General features: G+C 54.4%; 22 protein-coding genes. 16 read left to right on the forward strand and 6 right to left on the reverse strand.

Annotation, left to right across the window (positions count from 1 at the left end; genetic code table 11):
- Nucleotides 1–10 precede the first annotated feature (10 nt).
- The 6 genes from IC803_RS05585 (at nt 11) to IC803_RS05610 (ending at nt 4,661) form a co-directional block, all read left to right on the forward strand.
- Nucleotides 11–589 carry a cob(I)yrinic acid a,c-diamide adenosyltransferase gene (locus IC803_RS05585; protein WP_081209132.1) on the forward strand — a complete coding sequence of 193 codons (579 nt, stop codon included), beginning with the start codon at nt 11–13 and terminating at the stop codon, nt 587–589.
- Nucleotides 586–1,074 (forward strand): ECF transporter S component, encoded by a 489-nt coding sequence (locus IC803_RS05590; protein ID WP_081209130.1) that lies wholly within the window; start codon nt 586–588, stop codon nt 1,072–1,074. Before IC803_RS05585 ends, IC803_RS05590 begins: the two co-directional genes overlap by 4 nt.
- Nucleotides 1,067–1,783 carry an AIR synthase related protein gene (locus tag IC803_RS05595; protein WP_081209128.1) on the forward strand — a complete coding sequence of 239 codons (717 nt, stop codon included), beginning with the start codon at nt 1,067–1,069 and terminating at the stop codon, nt 1,781–1,783. Before IC803_RS05590 ends, IC803_RS05595 begins: the two co-directional genes overlap by 8 nt.
- A 114-nt stretch (nt 1,784–1,897) precedes the next feature.
- Nucleotides 1,898–2,443, forward strand: a complete 546-nt coding sequence (gene sigX, locus IC803_RS05600; protein ID WP_081209126.1) for an RNA polymerase sigma factor SigX — start codon at nt 1,898–1,900, stop codon at nt 2,441–2,443.
- Nucleotides 2,421–3,539 (forward strand): GerMN domain-containing protein, encoded by a 1,119-nt coding sequence (locus IC803_RS05605; protein WP_081209124.1) that lies wholly within the window; start codon nt 2,421–2,423, stop codon nt 3,537–3,539. The genes sigX and IC803_RS05605 overlap by 23 nt, the downstream gene beginning before the upstream one ends.
- A gap of 309 nt (nt 3,540–3,848) precedes the next feature.
- Nucleotides 3,849–4,661 carry a histidinol-phosphatase gene (locus tag IC803_RS05610; protein ID WP_081209122.1) on the forward strand — a complete coding sequence of 271 codons (813 nt, stop codon included), beginning with the start codon at nt 3,849–3,851 and terminating at the stop codon, nt 4,659–4,661.
- A 194-nt stretch (nt 4,662–4,855) separates the two neighbouring features.
- Here the strand turns inward: IC803_RS05610 and serA are convergent, their stop codons facing one another.
- The 3 genes from serA to IC803_RS05625 all read right to left on the reverse strand — a co-directional run bounded on the left by serA (nt 4,856) and on the right by IC803_RS05625 (nt 7,584).
- On the reverse strand, nt 4,856–6,430 hold the full coding sequence (serA, locus tag IC803_RS05615; protein ID WP_081209120.1) for a phosphoglycerate dehydrogenase: 1,575 nt from the start codon (nt 6,428–6,430) through the stop codon (nt 4,856–4,858).
- Nucleotides 6,431–6,658: 228 nt separating this feature from the next.
- Nucleotides 6,659–7,162, reverse strand: a complete 504-nt coding sequence (locus IC803_RS05620; protein WP_081209118.1) for an inorganic diphosphatase — start codon at nt 7,160–7,162, stop codon at nt 6,659–6,661.
- 173 nt (nt 7,163–7,335) lie between these two features.
- Nucleotides 7,336–7,584: a ferredoxin gene (locus IC803_RS05625; RefSeq protein ID WP_008879661.1), complete on the reverse strand. Its 249-nt coding sequence runs from the start codon at nt 7,582–7,584 to the stop codon at nt 7,336–7,338.
- A gap of 323 nt (nt 7,585–7,907) precedes the next feature.
- Between IC803_RS05625 and IC803_RS05630 the strand changes: the two genes are divergently transcribed.
- The 5 genes from IC803_RS05630 (at nt 7,908) to IC803_RS05650 (ending at nt 12,107) form a co-directional block, all read left to right on the forward strand.
- A complete protein-coding gene (locus tag IC803_RS05630) occupies nt 7,908–8,954 on the forward strand; it encodes a YpbB family protein (RefSeq protein WP_081209116.1) in 1,047 nt (348 codons plus the stop codon).
- Nucleotides 8,942–10,465, forward strand: a complete 1,524-nt coding sequence (locus tag IC803_RS05635; RefSeq protein WP_081209114.1) for a RecQ family ATP-dependent DNA helicase — start codon at nt 8,942–8,944, stop codon at nt 10,463–10,465. Before IC803_RS05630 ends, IC803_RS05635 begins: the two co-directional genes overlap by 13 nt.
- Nucleotides 10,449–11,036: a CPBP family intramembrane glutamic endopeptidase gene (locus IC803_RS05640; protein ID WP_081209112.1), complete on the forward strand. Its 588-nt coding sequence runs from the start codon at nt 10,449–10,451 to the stop codon at nt 11,034–11,036. The genes IC803_RS05635 and IC803_RS05640 overlap by 17 nt, the downstream gene beginning before the upstream one ends.
- A gap of 4 nt (nt 11,037–11,040) precedes the next feature.
- A complete protein-coding gene (locus tag IC803_RS05645; RefSeq protein WP_081209110.1) occupies nt 11,041–11,547 on the forward strand; it encodes a LysM peptidoglycan-binding domain-containing protein in 507 nt (168 codons plus the stop codon).
- A 113-nt stretch (nt 11,548–11,660) separates the two neighbouring features.
- The gene (locus tag IC803_RS05650; protein ID WP_081209108.1) at nt 11,661–12,107 is read left to right on the forward strand and encodes a YpbF family protein; all 447 of its coding nucleotides are present in this window, start codon (nt 11,661–11,663) and stop codon (nt 12,105–12,107) included.
- Between the two features lie 200 nt (nt 12,108–12,307).
- Here the strand turns inward: IC803_RS05650 and IC803_RS05655 are convergent, their stop codons facing one another.
- The 3 genes from IC803_RS05655 to IC803_RS05665 are packed head-to-tail and all read right to left on the reverse strand — an operon-like array spanning nt 12,308 to nt 13,398.
- Nucleotides 12,308–12,877: a manganese catalase family protein gene (locus IC803_RS05655; RefSeq protein ID WP_066230176.1), complete on the reverse strand. Its 570-nt coding sequence runs from the start codon at nt 12,875–12,877 to the stop codon at nt 12,308–12,310.
- A gap of 33 nt (nt 12,878–12,910) precedes the next feature.
- Complete coding sequence (locus IC803_RS05660; protein ID WP_012820739.1) at nt 12,911–13,171, reverse strand: spore coat protein CotJB; 261 nt, start codon at nt 13,169–13,171, stop codon at nt 12,911–12,913.
- Entirely contained in the window at nt 13,168–13,398 is a 231-nt protein-coding gene (locus IC803_RS05665; protein ID WP_012820740.1) for a spore coat associated protein CotJA, read from the reverse strand. Before IC803_RS05665 ends, IC803_RS05660 begins: the two co-directional genes overlap by 4 nt.
- A gap of 107 nt (nt 13,399–13,505) precedes the next feature.
- On the opposite strand from IC803_RS05665, the gene IC803_RS05670 reads away from it, so the two are divergent.
- From IC803_RS05670 to IC803_RS05690, 5 genes are all read left to right on the forward strand, one after another.
- Nucleotides 13,506–13,898, forward strand: a complete 393-nt coding sequence (locus IC803_RS05670) for a hypothetical protein (protein WP_081209106.1) — start codon at nt 13,506–13,508, stop codon at nt 13,896–13,898.
- Between the two features lie 11 nt (nt 13,899–13,909).
- Nucleotides 13,910–14,713 (forward strand): metallophosphoesterase, encoded by an 804-nt coding sequence (locus IC803_RS05675; protein WP_081209104.1) that lies wholly within the window; start codon nt 13,910–13,912, stop codon nt 14,711–14,713.
- Nucleotides 14,714–14,800: 87 nt separating this feature from the next.
- Entirely contained in the window at nt 14,801–15,391 is a 591-nt protein-coding gene (locus IC803_RS05680; protein WP_081209102.1) for a genetic competence negative regulator, read from the forward strand.
- Between the two features lie 169 nt (nt 15,392–15,560).
- A complete protein-coding gene (locus IC803_RS05685; protein WP_081209100.1) occupies nt 15,561–16,832 on the forward strand; it encodes a Glu/Leu/Phe/Val family dehydrogenase in 1,272 nt (423 codons plus the stop codon).
- Between the two features lie 88 nt (nt 16,833–16,920).
- A complete protein-coding gene (locus IC803_RS05690) occupies nt 16,921–17,913 on the forward strand; it encodes a YpdA family putative bacillithiol disulfide reductase (RefSeq protein WP_081209098.1) in 993 nt (330 codons plus the stop codon).
- Nucleotides 17,914–17,978: the final 65 nt, after the last annotated feature.

Consider the following 17,978-nt stretch of genomic DNA (forward strand, 5'->3'; position numbering starts at 1 on the left):
GAGAGGACACATGAAGCTGTACACGCGAACGGGAGATCAAGGGAAAACGAGTTTAGTCGGCGGACGCGTCGACAAAGATCATTTGCGCGTTGAGGCGTACGGAACGATCGATGAGGCGAATTCGTTCATCGGCTGGGCGCTCGCCTTATTGGCGGATGATGCGCGTTTCCGCGATCTTTGTGCCGAGCTGCAAAAAATCCAACACGAGCTGTTTGACTGCGGCGGGGATTTGGCCATCGTCAACGGCAAGCTGCCGTATAAAGCGACCGAGGAGATGGTCGAGTTTTTAGAACAGCGCATTGACGCGTACGTGCAAGAGGCGCCGCCGCTTCGGAAGTTCATTTTGCCGGGCGGTTCGAAGGCGGCGGCCGCGCTTCATATGGCGCGCACGGTGACAAGGCGGGCGGAACGATGCATCGTTTCCTTGCAAAAAGCGGAATCGATCAATGAGGTCGTGCTCAAGTATATGAACCGCCTGTCGGATTATTTGTTCGCCGCCGCCCGGGTCGTGAATGCGCGCTTAGGAGTGGGCGACGTCGAGTATGAGCGGAGCGCCATTGTGTTTCGCGACAAGGAGGAAGGGCAATGAACCGCCGTTTTGCCTGGCTGGCTGTTTGCCTGGCGCTTTCTGTCATCGGATCGTTCATCAAGTTGCCGACGTTTGTCGGCAGCATCGCTTTAGACAGCGCTCCGGCGCTCGTTGCCGCCGCTGTTCTCGGCCCGCGCGCCGGAGCAACGGTCGCCGGGCTTGGCCACTTCATTTCCGCCTACGTCGGCGGCTGGCCGCTCGGCCCGTTCCATTGGCTTGTTGCTTGTGAAATGGCGGGGCTTAGCGCTTTGTTTGCCGCAATGTATGGGCGGGGCTGGCGCTTCGGCGGAGCCGCTGCCTTTTTTGTCGGCAATGTGTTCTTGGCGCCGCTGCCCCTTGTCGTTTCGTTCGGCTGGCCGTTTGTTGCCGCAATCATTCCGCCGCTGTCGGCGGCTGCGGCCGCCAATGTGTTGATCGCCATGGCGGTGATGCCTTCTGTCGTCCGCTTGGCGACAAAAGCGGGGGTGAGGGCGCCGCATGCGTGATGTGCTCTTTCTCCCGTTTGACGATGGCGTTGAACTAGCGATCGCTGCCGACGGTTCGGCGGCGGTCGGGGAAAAACCGGGCGACGCTGTTTTTGCTCCGGCCGAGACAACTGCCTATTTTGCCGCCCGCGTCGCCTTGATGGAGTTAGCCAGCGTTGGGGCGGAAGCGAAGGCGGTTGTGCTGCAAAACTTTATCGCCGATGAATGTTGGGAAGCGCTTTGCCGCGGCATCAAGCGGGCGGGCGACGAGCTGGGGCTTAATCTTCCGATTACCGGCAGCAGTGAATCGAATTTTGCCACCGTGCAGTCAGCGCTTGGGGTGACGGCGATCGGAACGGTGGCGAGCGGACAAAAGAGAATCGGCATCACGCCGGAGGCGGCCAAGTTTGCCGTGATCGGCCGCCCGCTCGTCGGCCCAGCCGTGTTGGCGCACCCGGAATGGATTGCGCCGCTTTCACTCGTTGCCGAGCTTCTTGCTTCCCCGTATGTTTACGAGTTGATTCCTATCGGCTCAAAAGGCATTTTTTATGAATGGGCGCAGCTGTTGGCCGCCAACGGTCGCCGGTGGCGCGCCTGCGCATGCCCGCTGCCGCTTTTTGCTTCCGGCGGCCCGGCGACCTCTTTGCTTATCAGTTATGATCCAGCTGGAGAGCAAGTATTAAGAAGGCTGGCTGGCCGTCTCTTTTTTCCGTTGTTTGCCGAGCCGTAACCGTCTGTTGTTTTTGGCTAAAAAACAGTTTCCTTTTCGCTTTTTACCCGTTATCATGAAGATAATGGGATTTTTTTGGCTGCGGTCCGCGGAAAGAATAGGGGGAGAGGGACGATGGACCCCGTCTTTGAACAGTTGTATGAAAAGTATCATGATGATTTGTTTAATTTTTTGTTTTACATGGTGCGGAATCGAGAGCATGCCGAAGATTTAGTCCAAGAAGTATACGTGAAAGTGCTGCGTTCGTATAAGCGGTTCAAAGGGCAATGCAGCGAAAAAACGTGGCTGCTGTCCATTGCGCGCCATGTGGCGATCGATTTTTTTCGTCGGCAAAAGCATCGTCGCAAATGGGCCGGCCTGCCGGAATGGAGCGAGGAGTCGATCGGAGCTGACGAACCGATGCCGGAAGAGGTCGCCATTCAAAAGGAGGAAATTCAGCTCATGTACCGCTGTTTGGCGCGCTGTACGGTCGATCAGCAGCTTGTGCTCGTCCTCCGGTTCATTCAATCGCTGTCGATTGCGGAAACGGCGACGGCGCTCGGCTGGACGGAGAGTAAAGTGAAAACGACGCAACACCGTGCGTTAAAGGCGCTGAAGCGCTATATGGAGGAAGAGGCAGAACGGGAGGGATGGCAACATGAAAAAGCTCAACTGGAATGAGCGATGCATCCAACATGGCCTTGAACAGCTGCCCGTCGTCAAAGACCGCCGTGCGAAAGAGGATGTTTACGAGCGGTTGGAGCGCGCGCGTCGGGCGGCGCGCTGGAAGCGGCGCTGGATTCCGGCGGCCGCGTCGGCGGCGGTGCTTATTGCGGCTGTGGTTGCTGGTCCCCGCCTCATCATTCCGGAACAGGCGGATCAACAGGAAGCCCCCTCATCCGCCGCAGAGACATGGCAAGCAAACGATGCTTCTTCCCGCTCGGAAGTGATGATGACGACTGATGCGGCGCCGCTCGTGGCGAATGAAGTGACGAGCACGGCCGTCATCGCCTTGCCTGACCGGAAAATTGGCATGGTTGTACCGGTGGCTGTCCCACTTTTCGGCCGCTTTGCCCCGGAAGAACGGCTGGCGGCCGCGCTCGATGAGCTCAACCGCTCTCCGCTGCGGAGCGCAGCTAAATGGCTTGATGGTGTAACGATGACGCCGGAAGCAGGCGGCGGAAGCGTCTGGATGGTGCACGTTCCGGCTCGCCATCGCATATTTGCCGCCGACCGCGAGGAGCAGCAGCTGTTTTTAGTGGCGGTGATGGAAACCGTGCGGCAAATGGGGGGGCGCCATGTCCGCTTTTTTACTGGAACGAAAGAAGGCCTTGATCTATCGGCGTCCGGACAACTGAAAGCGACAAAGGTAAATCGCCAAAAACGAATTTATTATATCAACCGCCTTTCTTCGTTCGGTGATGTGGTGCTTATTTCGGCTCCGAGCGACGCCCGCTCGTTTCCCGAGGCGGTGCAGCGGATGAAAAAACCCGGTGGCCGCGGGCTTGAGCCGGCTATTCCACCGGAAGTTGAGGTCGATCGAGTCGATGTCAATGGGCGCCATGCCGCCGTTTCGCTTCGCTTTTCCGACTCGCTGAACATAGCGGATGAGGTGCGCATGACAGAAGCGATTTTGTTGACGGCAAAAGAGTTCGGCTTACGTGAGGTGACGTTGGCGGCCAATGGCCGCTCGGCCATCGGCCCATATCCGCTCGGGGAGCGGATCAAGGTGCCGGCCGGCCCGAACGCGGAACTGTTGACAGCAAGCAGGCGATAGCGGCCGGTGCCGCCTCTTGGCTACTTTCCAGCGATGTCATTTTGTTACAGTTTCGTTAATGTCGTCGCAGTGTTGTTCTATCGACGATCGTTTTGACATAAGACATATATGGCACGAAGAAGAGAAGGAGGGATGGAGAATGGATGATGTCATGAGACGGATTTTAGCGGTCGCCGGTGTGGCGGTATGCGTCGGGCTGTTGTTTCTCGTCGGCGCTAACGGATGATTGGATGAATATTCACAAAACGGTTGTCCTCTTTCGCGGTGATGCGTTATAATGAGAAAAACATCAGGAGAGGAGAACGGCAGATGTTGACCGACTACCATAATCATCTCGAACGGGGAACGCTGACGCTTGATTATTTGCGCCAATTTACGGATGAGGCGGCGAAAAAAGGGATTGAGCATTTCGGCATTTCTGAACACGCGTATCATTTTTACCAAACGAAGAACATTTTGTCCAACCCGTGGGTGGAAGCGCGCCGCTGCTACGATATGGACGATTACGTCCGGCTGTTCCACGAAGCGTGGGATGCCGGCATCGATGTGAAAATGTCGATCGAAATGGACTATACGCCAGGCAAGCATGAGGAGATGGCGGCGTTCATCCGCGCGTACGATTTTGACTATGTCATCGGCTCCATTCATTGGGTTGACGATTTCGGCATCGACTTAGTCGAATATCGCCGCGAGTGGGAACGGCGCGATTTGTATGATACATACCGCAAATATTTCGATCAAGTCGTGACGCTTGCCGAATCGAACTTATTTGACATTATCGGCCACCTTGATTTGGTGAAAATTTTTAAATATGTTCCAGAAGATGAAGAGTTTTTGCTCGAACAATACGACCGGGCGACAACGGCGCTCGCCAATTCGAAAACGTGCGTCGAAATCAGCACGGCCGGGCTGCGCAAGCCGGTCGGCGAGCTGTACCCGGACCCGCGCTTGCTGAAAATGTGCTATGAAAAAGGCATTCCGATCGTCTTTTCCTCTGATGCGCACGTGCCGGAACATGTCGGCGCCGACTTTGACAAAGCGGTTGAACTCGCCCGCAGCGTCGGCTACACCGAGCTGATGACGTTCTCGAAAGGCGAGCGGAAGGCGGTGCCGCTCGGTTGAACGGAATGAGATAACGAAAACCATGCAGGTTTCCGATCGGCGAAGCCTGCATAGTTTTTAGGGCCGAGCGGACTAAACCGCGGCGCTATGCAAGGGAGGCTCCGATTGGGGCCGGCGGCCGCCTTTTCACCGGTTGACGCCGCGAACGAACAAAAAACGCAGGCTTCCGATTTCGAAGCCTGCGTTTTTTATGACTACGCCTCCAGCCGTTTGACGGTCTCAATATCATCAATTTGCGCCAATGCGTTTAACACTGCATCATCCACCGGTTTGTCAAGCGAGAGGATCATCATCGCTTTCCCCCCTGCCTCTTGCCGCCCGACTTGCATGGTGGCGATGTTGACATCATGCGCTCCGAGAATGTTCCCGACTTTCCCGATCATCCCCGGCCGGTCGTGATGCTGGATGTATAACAGATGGCCTTCCGGGGCAAAGTCGATGGCGACCCCGTCGAAGTGGACGATGCGGTCGCCGTAATTCGGCACGTGCGTTCCTTTGATCGTGAACGTTTTGTTCTCGCCATGGACAGTGAGGGAAATGCAGTTTGCATACCCGTGCGTTTCATCGGAAAATTTTTCCCCGTACGTAATGCCGCGTTCTTTCGCGACCATGGCGGCGTTCACCTCGTTGACCGTAGAGGCGACGCGCGGCCGCAGGAAGCCGGCGAGCAAGCTGCGCGTAATGTACGTCGTTTCCAAATCAGCGACCGTGCCGGCATAGGTGACGGACAGCTCTTGCACCGGGATGTTCATAAACTGCGACGCGATCAAGCCAAGCTTCCGGCCTAAATGATAGAATGATTGAATGTTTTCATAGACGTCTTTTGACAAGGCCGGCAAGTTGATCGACGACGTGACCGGCTGCCCTTCGAAAAAGTGGAGCAGCTCTTCAGCGACTTGAGTGGCGACGTTCAATTGCGCCTCAACCGTCGATGCCCCTAAGTGCGGCGTAGTGATGACATTGTCGAACGCCAAAAGCGGATGATCACCCGGCGGTTCTTGTTCAAAGACGTCAAGGGCAACGCCAGCGACATGGCCGCTTTCTAAAAATGGAATGAGCGCCTGTTCGTCGATGATGCCGCCGCGGGCACAGTTGACTAAATAGACCCCTTTTTTCGTTTTCGCCAAGTTTTCCGCGCCAAGCAGCCCCCGCGTTTCTTTTGTCAGCGGCGTATGGACGGTGATGATGTCGGCGGAAGCCAGCACTTCATCGAGCGAATGGATGGAGACGCCGAGTTTTTCGGCCCGCTCTTTCGTTAAAAACGGGTCATACACGTGCACGGTCATGCCAAACGCACGCGCCCGTTTGGCGACTTCCGATCCGATGCGGCCGAAGCCGATCACGCCGAGTTTTTTGCCGAACAGCTCGTTGCCGACAAACGCCGAGCGGTTCCATTCCCGCGATTTGACGGAAATGTGCGCCTGCGGAATGCGGCGGACAAGCGCTGCCATCATCGCGAATGTATGTTCGGCAGCAGAAATCGTATTGCCGTTTGGCGCGTTAATAACGACGATCCCGCGTTTTGTCGCCGCGTCGACATCAATGTTGTCAACGCCGACACCGGCGCGGCCGACAATTTTCAAATTCGTCATTTTCTCCAATAATTCTTCTGTCACTTTCGTCGCGCTGCGTACGAGCAAGGCGTCAAACGTGTGTAATTCGTCTTCAACTTCGCCAACCTTTTTTTTCACGATGTCAATGTTTGCTGATGTGCGCAGCGGCGCCAAGCCTTCTTCACTAATGGCGTCGGAAACGAGTACGCGAAACACAGTCGGTGCCCCTTTCTTTTTCGAAGATGTTAAATTTCTGATAATTTAACATACTAAAACGGTTTCTGTCAATGGGATCTGAAGAAGTTATACAAATGAAAACGTTTTTTTATGCAGGAATGTTCGGGTTTAGAAAAAGAAAAACGCCCATATCAAAAGATATGAGCGAGATAGTTCGGAAATAAACGGGGTTTCGCCGTCTCCGTCCTGTTTGGCGTGTAGTGTGGATTACTGGCTTTTTTTCTCATTGTAGCGGGCGATACACTCGTCGATCAGTTTCGCGGCGGCTTCCGGCCCTTCCCATGTGCCGATTTCCGTCCGTTTGCCTTGCAAATCTTTATAACGTTCAAAGAAGTGGGCGATTTCTTTCAGTTTATGCTGCGGCAAGTCTTCGATTGAGCGAACTTCATCAAAACGAGGATCTTCAACCGGTACGCCGATGAGTTTCGCATCCTCTTCGCCGCTGTCGATCATGTTTAAAAAGCCGATGACGCGCGTATCGATGACACAGCCCGGGAACGTTGGGTTCGTCGTAATGACTAAAATGTCGAGCGGATCGCCATCAAGCGCCAGCGTGTTTTGCAAGTAGCCGTATTCCGCCGGGTAAAACATCGGAGAGTACAAGACGCGGTCGAGCTTGAAAATGCCCCGCTCTTTGTCGAACTCGTATTTGTTTTGGCTGCCGGTTGGAATTTCGATAAACGCTTCGACAATTTTATTTTCGAATGCCATAACCCGTCCTCCTTTTTTTGCTCGTTATGTATGCACGAAAACTTGTCCACCGGTCAGCGGCGGACAAGACAATCTTATTTTAGCATGTTCGCCCAAGATGCGCTACTTATGGAATGGCATTTTTTGCGCTTCTGCTAAAAAACCCTCTTGCCAATCGGCAAGAGGGGGGGATTTCAGTCGAATTTATTCGGATCACCGTCAAACGGCTCGTCAGCAACTTTGATCGACTCGGTCGGACATCCTTCGAACGCGTCCATCATATCGTCAATTAAAATGTCCGGCACTTCGACGATTCCTTGGTTGTCATCCAGGGTGACGTAGGCGATGCCGTCTTCGTCGTAGTCGTAAATGTCCGGAGCTGCTGCGCCGCATGCTCCGCAGGCAATACATGTTTCTTTATCGACGATCGTATACTTTGGCATAAAGATCTAACCTCCCCAAGTTTATTGGAAACGGACGGGCCATCTCCGTGTTGCCTGCTCGGAAATGAACTTTCACTTTTATAATAAGACCGTTCGTCCCGCATTTCAACTAAAAAATTGCTCCCCTGTATTTTTACACATATGCATGTCGTTTATTTTCGTTGCCTAAAAGACCGGTGATTTCAGAGGAGAGACTGCTCTCAGACAATCTTTTTCAAATTGAGAAACAGTGTTCGCCAGCCGTTTCGATGCCAAATTGCCTATTTTTCATGCCGACCAACCGGGCGATTTTTGTTACAATAGAGGCGAGGGAGGAACAAGTGATGCGGCATGGTTATGCCTCGTTTTTGCTTGCACACTGCTTGCGCCGCTTCAACGGCGAACGGACGCTGGCGGCGGTGTATCATTTATTTTCTGGGAAAAAGTCGGCGCAAACGTTGCAAGACAGCAAATGGTTTCGGCTCGAACCGTTTTTTGGCACGTGGAAAGATGTGACGGTGGCCGAGCTTGAAACGGCTGCACAGGCGCTCGCCGAACAGCGGTTGGCCGCGCCGGGGGACAACCGAACGTATAGGTTGACAGAGGCCGGGGAGCGATGGCTTGACGGGCAAGAAATGCTGCTTCCCCGCCATTTGAACGGCTGGCGTTATCATGAGATCGATCAGCTGTTTTGGCAGCGCCTCTCTCTCGTTGGTCAAACGTTATCCAACCTCGTTTACGGGCAACGTTTTACACCGATTTGCCGCGATGAGCGAACGCTTCTATGGGTGAAGCACTATGTGCTCGCCAACGGCTCACGCCAAGCGCTCGCTGCCGCATTCTATAACGAGTTCATCCGGCTGCTTCGGGCCGTCTCCGAGGAGGAAGCGACGGTGTTTACGCTGCGGCTCACAAGCGCCGCGCGCATCGGCTGGACGGCGGAGCAAATCGCCGCCTATTTGCAAACGGATGCGCTTTATGTGCAGTTTCAATTTCGCAACGTTCTTCATTATATGATGGCGGAGGCCGAAGCCGGACGCGCTCCGCTGATGGCGGAGATGATGGCTGGGCTCGTGCCGGTGCAGCTGACGCAATCGGCGCAAAAAACGTACGAATGGCTGAAGAAACGAAAAACGATCGAAGAAATCGCCGCCCTTCGCCGTCTAAAGCGGAGTACGATTGAGGATCATATTGTCGAAATCGCCGCCAACGTGCCCGGCTTTTCGATCGCTCCGTTTGTGGCGGACGAGAAGGCGGCTTCGATTCAAGCGGCGGCGCGGGCGCTCGGGACGCGCAAGTTAAAGCGTATTCGCGAGGCGCTCGGCGGCGCGGCGAGTTATTTTGAAATTCGCCTTGTGTTAGCAAAGGAAGTGGGACGTTGGATGAATTAATAAAAATCTTGCATGCGCGGTTTGGACATGCCTCATTCCGCCCAGGGCAACGGGAAGTGGTGGAAGACGTGCTCGCCGGACGCGACGTGTTGGCGATGCTGCCGACCGGAAGCGGCAAGTCGCTTTGCTATCAGCTGCCGGTGTATTTGCTCCCCGGAAGCGTGCTTATCGTTTCGCCGCTTGTCTCGCTCATGGAAGATCAAGTCGAACAGCTGCGCCGGCGCGGGGAAAAGCGGGTGATTGCTTTCCATAGCTTGCTCGATGCGGAAGAAAAATGGCAGGCTCTCGCCTCGCTGCCCGATTTTCGTTTCATTTACGCTTCGCCGGAAATGCTGCAATCGGCTAAATTTTTGGCGGCGCTCGGGCGCGCGCGCATTTCCTTATTTGTTGTTGATGAAGCGCATTGCATTTCCCAATGGGGGTATGATTTCCGCCCCGACTTTTTAAAACTCGGGGCGGTCCGGCGCGCGCTCGGTTCTCCGCCGTGCTTGGCGCTGACGGCGACGGCGCCGCCGGAGGTGCGCGATGATATCATCCGCACGCTTGGAATGGAGCGCGCCCGCCTTCATATTTATTCTGTTGACCGCCCGAACATCGCCTTAAAAGTCGAGCATTGCTTATCGGCTGAAGAAAAAGCCGCGCGCTTAGTTGAATATGCGGGGCGGCTTGAAGGGCCGGGAATCGTTTACTTTTCAAGCCGTCAATGGGCGGAAGAAATGGCGCGCCGCCTTGAGCGAAGCGGGGCAGGGCGGGTGGCGTACTACCACGCTGGCATGGATGGGGAGCAGCGGCTGCTCGTGCAGCAGCAATTTTTATACGGCCAGCTCGATCTCGTTTGCTGTACGAGCGCGTTTGGCATGGGCGTGAACAAAGAAAACGTCCGGTTCGTGCTCCATTTTCATATGCCGGCTCAGCTCGAGGCGTATGTGCAGGAAATCGGCCGTGCCGGACGCGACGGGGCGCCGAGTCTGGCCGTGCTGTTTTACGCTGATGGCGACCGGGCCATCGCCCAGGCGGTGGCCGAAGCCGAGCTTCCCGATCCGCACGAGCTGCGCGAATGGTGCCGGCGGCTGCCGGAAGACGCCGCTGCGGATCAATGGAAGGCTGCCATCGAAGCGAGCGGATTTACGGACATACAAAAACGGCTCGTGGCGTACTGTTTAGAATGGGGACAAACAGCGGCGTCCAAACGGATCACGGCTGAGTTGAAGGAGCGACTGTATGAAAGAATGGCCGCGGCCATGGAGGCGCGGCGGCGCTGGAAGCGAAAAAAGCTGCAGGAAATGGATGACTGGGTGCACACCTCCTCCTGCCGGCGCGCGGCGGTCGTCCGCGCGTTCGGGGAAGAGCTGACGGACAAGCCAGATGTCTGCTGCGATGGTTGCGGGCTGCGGCTTGATGCCTATATGCGCGCCGCCCGCCATCCGGCTGCGGCGCCGATCGGCCACTGGCGCGAAGAGTTATGGCGGATGTTTTTCAGCGGGGGGCGGCAAGATGAGGCGGCAAAGTGAACAAATTCAACATATGACGGACCGCGAAGTGCTTTTTCATCTTTATTTGACGCAAGGGCTGTTGCTTGCCGTTGCTGGCGTCGCCTCGCTATTTTTGTTCGATTGGGCCGAGTGGCGCCGGCTTTGGCGGCTCGATCTGTCCGATGTGCTGTTATACGGGGTGGGTGCAGCGGCGCTCGTGTTGGCGGCTGATTTTTTGGCGATGCGCTATTTGCCGGAAGACTGGCATGATGACGGCGGGGTGAATGAAAAAATTTTCCGCGGTCGCTCCATTTTGCATCTCTTTTTTTTATGCGGGCTGATTGCCGTCACCGAAGAATGGCTGTTTCGCGGCATCGTACAGACGCATTGGGGGCTTTGGGTCGCGAGTGTGATTTTCGCCGTGCTGCACGTCCGGTATTTGGAAAAGTGGTTTTTATTCCTCATGGTCATCCTGCTTAGTTTGTTTCTAGGCGTGCTGTACGAGCGGACTGGCAGCTTATGGGTGACGGTCACCGCCCATTTTTTGATCGATTTTGTGCTTGCTTTACATATCCGTCTAGGCGGAGAGACAGAGGAGGAAGGGAAGTGAATCAATGGAAGGAGCATCGGGACGCTTGGCGCGGAAAAAACGGTTGGCGTCGGGCGCCAATGCCCCGTCGTCACGCCTAAAAAGACGGCGGCAAAAAGAAGAACAAAAGCGAAAATACATCCCGGCCCGCCTGCTGGCGTTTTTGTTTTTGGCGCTGCCGGCGGCGGTGCTGGCCATCCACCACGTCCGTTCGGAGTCGGGAACGGTGACAGTCGTCCGCCATGAGGAAAACAGCAACCGCGAGACCGTGCGCATCATTCAGGTCGAGGACGTCAAGGCAGCTAGTCAAACATCGAAACGGGAGCGGCCGGCAGACCGAAAGGCGGTCGATGAAACGGACGGCAAGATCATCACCCACGTTGTCGCGGCGAACGAAACGCTATACAGCATCGCCATGAAATATTACGGCACGCCAAGCGCTATGGAGTTCATCAAAAAGGAAAACGGCTTGTCAACGAGCCGGCTTGAGCCGGGGCAAACGCTGCGCATCCCGCTTCATGAAGAACGTTGAGTCCGTCCGGCCTCGCCGTCCAAAAAATTGGCGGCCGGTGTTTTTCCCTTTGTTCTAACGCCGCTTAAAGCGGCATAGGATGGACAATAGAAAAGGACAAGGGGGAGAGCACGATGGCCTATTTTCCGAGCGAATTTTCCCTCGATGAAGTGACAAAAGAAATGTTGCTTGCGGTTATTGAAAAAAAGAAAAAATGGGAGCGGCTCGAAAAGCGGACGACCGTTTTGCAAGCCGCCTCATTTGTCGGCTTGGCGGCTTTCCTTCTTTATGTGATTGCCAACGCGGCGGCCGTTGCGACGTGGAGCGGACGGTTTGCCTGGTTTTTTGCCGCGCCCGTCCACATTCTTATCCTGCTTCTTTTGTGCACCGTTTATTGGGCCGCTGTCTATTACAAAGGAAAAAGCGAAAAGGCGGAAGATGATTTTCATGCCCTCCGTTGCGAAATTATTCAAAAAAGCATCGATTTATGGAAAGACGAAGAACAGTGGAACGGGCGTCACCGGCTGTTTGAGTGGCTGAAGCGGGAATACGACATTAACCTATATTATGAGCATAGCTGAATGGTTTTTTCCGTTCCGCTATCGTTCGCGCAAGCGGCCTGTCTGTGCTTCGAGATGAACGCCTCAGGCGGCTTGTTGCAGCCGTGCACGGGGAAACTTTTGTGCTTCCTTCTGTTTTGAAGGAACGATCGAATCCGCAGTCATGGTGATCCCCCGCTTTCCTTCTGCTTTGCAAAGCGGGGGATGTGTTTAGATGAAAATTAAAAGACTTTTTTATGGTTGCGCTCTTCTTTTAAAATCTCGACCGCTTCGCGGAACCGCTGCGCGTGAATGATTTCCCGCTCGCGCAAAAAGCGGAGCCCGTCGTTTAAGTCCGGATCGTCGCTCATATTAATGATCCATTGATACGTGGCGCGCGCCTTCTCTTCAGCGGCGATGTCTTCGTACAAGTCGGTGATCGGATCGCCTTTCGCCTGAATGTACGTCGCTGTAAACGGGTTGCCGGCGGCGTTATGGTAAAAGAGGGCGCGCTCATGGTCGACGTAATGCGGCTCAAGCCCGGCTTCTTTCAGCTGTTCCGGCGTCGCGTCTTTCGTCAGTTTATATACCATGGTGGCGATCATTTCGAGATGGGCGAGCTCTTCTGTGCCGATGTCATTTAGCAATCCGATCACTTTCGGTGGCAGCGTATAACGTTGGTTTAAGTAACGGAGCGCAGCAGCGAGCTCCCCGTCCGCTCCGCCGTACTGTTCGATCAAATATTTTGCCAGCCTCGGGTTGCACGTGCTGACGCGGACCGGGTACTGCAATTTTTTTTCATAAATCCACATGATCCATTCCTCCTTGCGCTCGTGATGGATCAGCTACACTTGCCAAGGCCACGGCGTGTCGTCCCAATTCCACGGGTAGTTGGAATAGCTATGGCCAAACTGCTCCAGCGGGCCGTAGGCGGCTTCAAACTGCTTTTTCAGCTGCTTTCGCTTTTGGGCGAGTTGGTTAAATTGTTGAATCGCCTGGTAATCGGTTGGATGGGTGTCTAAATAAAGCGTGAGCTCAACGAGGGCAAAGTCGACAGCCTGCAGCTCCTCGAGCTGCTCATAATACTCCTTTGGCATTTGTTTCATGAGCCATCACCTTTTGTCTTCGTTTCGTAAGGGCTGTAATACGGGTCGTAAAACACTTGCCAAAGCGTTCCTTTCATTAATGCTTCGCGAAGCGGAAATTGCGGCAAGTTTGGCGGCTGGAATCCGACGTATAAGTTCGGCGCGGTGACGTACGTTTTGACACGGATCGGCGGGCACGGGTCAAACGGGCTAATATACGGCTCGTATTGTTTGCGCGTCGTAAACATCAAACCCCCCCTTTTTTGGCAAAGTTCAGTCTATATGTATGATAGAGGGGTATCGTTCATGCCTGTTTGCCTGACGAATTATAGGAATAAAACTTAAGGAGGAAAAAATGCGCCGCCTATCGATGACAGTCATGGCCGCTGTTTTGTGCACTTACTTGTTTTTTCGCTGGCTGCCGCCGCTTGAGCCGTTTTCCCTTGCGCAGTTTTTGACAGGGCTGCTGTTTTCCCCGCTGCGGACATGGTTGGCGTTCGCTTGTTTTTTGCTTGGCGCTGCCGCCAATGGGGCGCTTATCCGCACGGTGATCATCGGGAGCGGGCGTCTGCTGTCCGGCCGGCGGTTCCGTGTTGGTGAATGGTTGATGAGCATGGCGGCGCTCAGCCATTTTTATTGGGCGTTTCGGTTTCATTGGCAAACGGCGGCACTTTTTTTCGTTTTTTCCTTCTTTTATGGTATGATGACGTTGAGAGAACGCTGGCTGACCGAAGGCGGTCGGCTTTAGCAGGAGGAAGTATGCTCATCGGGGGAGTGATCACTAGTTTTCTGTTTTTGTTTGGCTATATGTGGAAAGAAGCGCACAGCAACCGGGTCCGTCATGTGACGCTGTCATTTCCTCATTTTCCCGACCATTGCCCGCCGCTTACAATTTTTTTTATTTCTGATATTCATCGGCGGGTCGTTTCGTTTCGCATGCTTGAGGAAGTGAGGAGAAAAGCTCACCTCGTCGTGATTGGCGGGGACTTAGTTGAAAAAGGGGTGCCGGAAGCGCGCGTCCGCGAAAATGTGCGCCGGTTGCAAGCGGTCGCTCCCGTTTATTTTGTCTGGGGAAACAATGATGACGAGGTCGACTACGATCTTCAATCATTGCTCGAGGAAGAGCGCGTCCATGTGCTCAAAAACAAAGCGAAAGTATGGGAGCACGGCGGTGTGCCGGTCGCGCTCATCGGCGTCGGTGATGTAAGCCGGAAGGAGGCGGATATCGATCGGGCGCTTGAACACGTTCCGCCTCAATCGTTCCGTATTTTAGCCTGCCATAATCCGGCGATCGTTGCCCGCCTGAGGGAGGAACACTACATTTCACTCGTGCTAAGCGGTCATACACATGGCGGGCAAATTCGGTTGTTTTCGTTTGGGTTGTATGAGAAAGGAGGGCTCAAATGGCGCAACAACACCGCGTTGTTTACGAGCAATGGCTACGGGACGACCGGAGTGCCGCTTCGCCTCGGAGCGCCGGCAGAGACTCATCTCATCACGATTGTGCCCGGAAAACCGACAATCGAGAAAAAATGCTTGTCTAAAACCGGGGAAACGATGTAAACTCATTAATAATAACAAACGAACCAATTGCGAGTTGCAACATACAATAACGGTAAGAGATGGCTCTGTAGGTAAGGAGGGGTGCCGATGCGTCTTGAGCGCTTGACCCACAACAAAATTAAAATCTTCCTGACATTCGATGATTTGCTCGATCGCGGATTGACAAAAGACGATTTATGGAAAGACACGTTTAAAGTCCATCAGCTGTTCCGCGATATGATTGAGGAAGCAAGCGAAGAGCTCGGCTTCGAAGTGAACGGATCGATCGCGGTCGAAGTGTACTCTTTACCGGCACAGGGCATGGTCGTTATCGTCACGAACGAAGGCGAATACGACGACATCGAAGAAGAATTTGCCGATGATTACATTGAAATGCAAGTAACGCTCGATGAGAGTGATGACATATTTTACGAATTCCAAACGTTCGAAGATGTCATTCAGCTCGCCCATCGTTTGTGTGCGGTCGGCTGCCTTGATGGCACGCTCTATTCGTACCAAGGCCGCTTTTACTTGCATGTTGCCGAAGAACCACCGATTCCGCTCGACAATTTCGTCGCCTTGCTGGCCGAGTTCGGCAACCCGGCTACGATAACGATACACCGTGTGCAAGAATATGGAAAACGATTAATGGAACGCCGCGCCATTGAGCAACTCGTTCATTATTTCCGGGCCGACTAAGCATAAATAGACTCCTTTATATGGACAAGGAGTCTATTTTTTCGGGTGAAACGCCGCCTGGAGCGTTCGGCCCGTTTCACCATTTTTCCTTTGCAGACGCCAAGAGAAGGTGTATACTATGACATGGAAGGCGACAAACTATTATAGCGAGCTTATAGGAGGTTTACGTATGGCAGCCGATAAGCATACGGAAGACAAGGAACAACAATACGACGTGCTGGCGTCGACGCAAATTGTTATACATAGAGCATTGGAAAAGCTCGGCTACCCGGAAGAAGTGTACGAGCTCTTGAAAGAGCCGATCCGCGTGTTGACCGTCCGCATTCCGGTGCGCATGGACGACGGATCGGTGAAAATTTTTACCGGCTATCGGGCGCAGCATAACGATGCGGTCGGCCCGACGAAAGGCGGCGTGCGCTTTCATCCGGATGTCACCGAGCGTGAGGTGAAAGCGCTGTCGATCTGGATGAGCTTAAAATGCGGCATCGTCGATTTGCCGTATGGCGGCGGCAAAGGCGGCATCGTCTGCGATCCGCGCACGATGTCGTTCCGCGAGCTTGAGCGGCTAAGCCGCGGCTATGTGCGCGCCATCAGCCAAATCGTCGGACCGACAAAAGACATCCCGGCGCCTGACGTGTTTACGAACTCGCAAATTATGGCGTGGATGATGGATGAGTACAGCCGCATCCGCGAATTCGATTCGCCGGGCTTTATTACCGGAAAACCGCTTGTGCTCGGCGGTTCGCACGGCCGGGAAACAGCGACGGCCAAAGGGGTGACGATTTGCATCCGCGAGGCGGCGAAAAAACGCGGCTTGTCGCTTGAAGGGGCGCGCGTCGTCGTTCAAGGGTTCGGCAACGCCGGCAGCTATTTGGCGAAGTTTATGCATGACGCCGGGGCGAAAGTCGTCGGCATTTCCGACGTATACGGCGCGCTGTACGACCCGAACGGGCTCGATATCGATTATTTGCTCGAGCGGCGCGACAGCTTTGGCACGGTGACGAAGCTGTTTAAAAATACGATTTCAAATAAAGAGCTGCTTGAGCTCGATTGCGACATTTTAGTGCCGGCGGCCATCGAAAACCAGATTACGGCCGAAAACGCCCCGCGCATTAAGGCGGGCATCGTTGTCGAGGCGGCGAACGGCCCGACGACGCTTGAGGCGACAGAAATTTTAACACAACGCGGCATTTTGCTTGTCCCGGATGTGCTCGCAAGCGCCGGCGGCGTGACGGTGTCGTATTTTGAATGGGTGCAAAACAACCAAGGCTATTATTGGACGGAAGAAGAAGTGGAACAGCGGCTTGAGAAAGTGATGGTCAAGGCGTTTAACAATGTCTATGACATGGCGCAAACGCGCCGCGTTGATATGCGCCTTGCTGCCTACATGGTCGGCGTCCGTAAAATGGCGGAAGCGTGCCGTTTCCGCGGCTGGGTGTGAACGCGGCGAGCGCTGACGTTTGCAAGCTCGGGCGAAATCCCCTATCATAAGATAGGGGATTTTTTGCTTCGTGCGAGGTGACAAAAACATGAGGGAAGAAACAATCATCATCGTCGGCGGCGGACCATGCGGACTGGCGGCGGCGATCGCTTTGCAGGATGCCGGATTTTCGCCGCTTGTGATCGAAAAAGGAAACATCGTCCATGCGATTTATCGCTTCCCGACGCATCAAACGTTTTTCAGCACGAGCGATCGGCTCGAAATCGGCGGTGTGCCATTTATCACGGAAAATCGGAAGCCGACGAGAAGCCAGGCGCTCGCCTATTACCGCGAAGTCGTCGCCCGTAAACAAGTGCGCGTCAATACGTTTGAAGAAGTGAAAACGATCAAGCGGCAGCAGGACGGGGCGTTTTTGGTTGAAACATCAAAAGACAACTATCGTGCCCAATACGTCGTGGTTGCCACCGGGTATTACGACCATCCAAACTATATGAACGTGCCGGGGGAAGAGCTGCCGAAAGTGATGCATTATTTTAAAGAAGCGCACCCGTACTTCAACACCGACTGCGTCGTCATCGGCGGGAAAAATTCGAGCGTCGACGCGGCGATGGAACTTGTGAAAGCCGGGGCGCGCGTCACGGTGCTATACCGCGGCGGCGGGTATTCAAAAAGCATCAAACCGTGGATTTTGCCGGAGTTCGATGCATTGGTGCGCAAAGGCGTCATCCGCATGGAATTTCACGCCCATGTGAAAGAAATTACGGAAGATGCCGTCGTTTACGAAGTAAACGGGGAAACGAAAACGATCAAAAACGATTTTGTGTTCGCGATGACCGGCTATCATCCTGACCATCGCTTTTTAACGGGCATCGGCGTTCACGTCGATCCGGAAAGCGGCCGGCCGCATTATGACCTGCACACGATGGAGACGAACGTGCCAGGGGTGTTTATCGCCGGGGTGATCGCCGCTGGCAATGATGCCAATGAAATTTTTATCGAAAACGGCCGTTTTCACGGAGATCTTATCGCTGCCTGCATCGCCGAACGCGAGCGTGAAGCATCGGCCCGGAAGCCGTTGTAACCCCCATCTGAGTGCGGCAAAATCGGATGGGCATCATGTTTGAAATCGGAAAGCGAAGGTGACGG

This window comes from Geobacillus sp. 46C-IIa (assembly GCF_014679505.1).
GTDB lineage: Bacteria > Bacillota > Bacilli > Bacillales > Anoxybacillaceae > Geobacillus.

Coding starts and splice junctions, on each gene's coding strand:
- IC803_RS05655 (WP_066230176.1), bottom strand. CDS start 12,877: ATGTGGATTTATGAAAAAAAATTGCAGTACCCGGTCCGCGTCAGCACG.
- IC803_RS05620 (WP_081209118.1), bottom strand. CDS start 7,162: ATGGCATTCGAAAATAAAATTGTCGAAGCGTTTATCGAAATTCCAACC.
- IC803_RS05595 (WP_081209128.1), top strand. CDS start 1,067: ATGCGTGATGTGCTCTTTCTCCCGTTTGACGATGGCGTTGAACTAGCG.
- IC803_RS05590 (WP_081209130.1), top strand. CDS start 586: ATGAACCGCCGTTTTGCCTGGCTGGCTGTTTGCCTGGCGCTTTCTGTC.
- IC803_RS05650 (WP_081209108.1), top strand. CDS start 11,661: ATGGCCTATTTTCCGAGCGAATTTTCCCTCGATGAAGTGACAAAAGAA.
- IC803_RS05675 (WP_081209104.1), top strand. CDS start 13,910: ATGCTCATCGGGGGAGTGATCACTAGTTTTCTGTTTTTGTTTGGCTAT.
- IC803_RS05645 (WP_081209110.1), top strand. CDS start 11,041: ATGGAAGGAGCATCGGGACGCTTGGCGCGGAAAAAACGGTTGGCGTCG.
- IC803_RS05605 (WP_081209124.1), top strand. CDS start 2,421: ATGAAAAAGCTCAACTGGAATGAGCGATGCATCCAACATGGCCTTGAA.
- IC803_RS05660 (WP_012820739.1), bottom strand. CDS start 13,171: ATGAAACAAATGCCAAAGGAGTATTATGAGCAGCTCGAGGAGCTGCAG.
- IC803_RS05630 (WP_081209116.1), top strand. CDS start 7,908: ATGCGGCATGGTTATGCCTCGTTTTTGCTTGCACACTGCTTGCGCCGC.
- IC803_RS05610 (WP_081209122.1), top strand. CDS start 3,849: ATGTTGACCGACTACCATAATCATCTCGAACGGGGAACGCTGACGCTT.
- IC803_RS05585 (WP_081209132.1), top strand. CDS start 11: ATGAAGCTGTACACGCGAACGGGAGATCAAGGGAAAACGAGTTTAGTC.
- IC803_RS05640 (WP_081209112.1), top strand. CDS start 10,449: ATGAGGCGGCAAAGTGAACAAATTCAACATATGACGGACCGCGAAGTG.
- IC803_RS05690 (WP_081209098.1), top strand. CDS start 16,921: ATGAGGGAAGAAACAATCATCATCGTCGGCGGCGGACCATGCGGACTG.
- IC803_RS05670 (WP_081209106.1), top strand. CDS start 13,506: ATGCGCCGCCTATCGATGACAGTCATGGCCGCTGTTTTGTGCACTTAC.
- IC803_RS05680 (WP_081209102.1), top strand. CDS start 14,801: ATGCGTCTTGAGCGCTTGACCCACAACAAAATTAAAATCTTCCTGACA.
- sigX (WP_081209126.1), top strand. CDS start 1,898: ATGGACCCCGTCTTTGAACAGTTGTATGAAAAGTATCATGATGATTTG.
- IC803_RS05685 (WP_081209100.1), top strand. CDS start 15,561: ATGGCAGCCGATAAGCATACGGAAGACAAGGAACAACAATACGACGTG.
- IC803_RS05625 (WP_008879661.1), bottom strand. CDS start 7,584: ATGCCAAAGTATACGATCGTCGATAAAGAAACATGTATTGCCTGCGGA.
- IC803_RS05665 (WP_012820740.1), bottom strand. CDS start 13,398: ATGTTTACGACGCGCAAACAATACGAGCCGTATATTAGCCCGTTTGAC.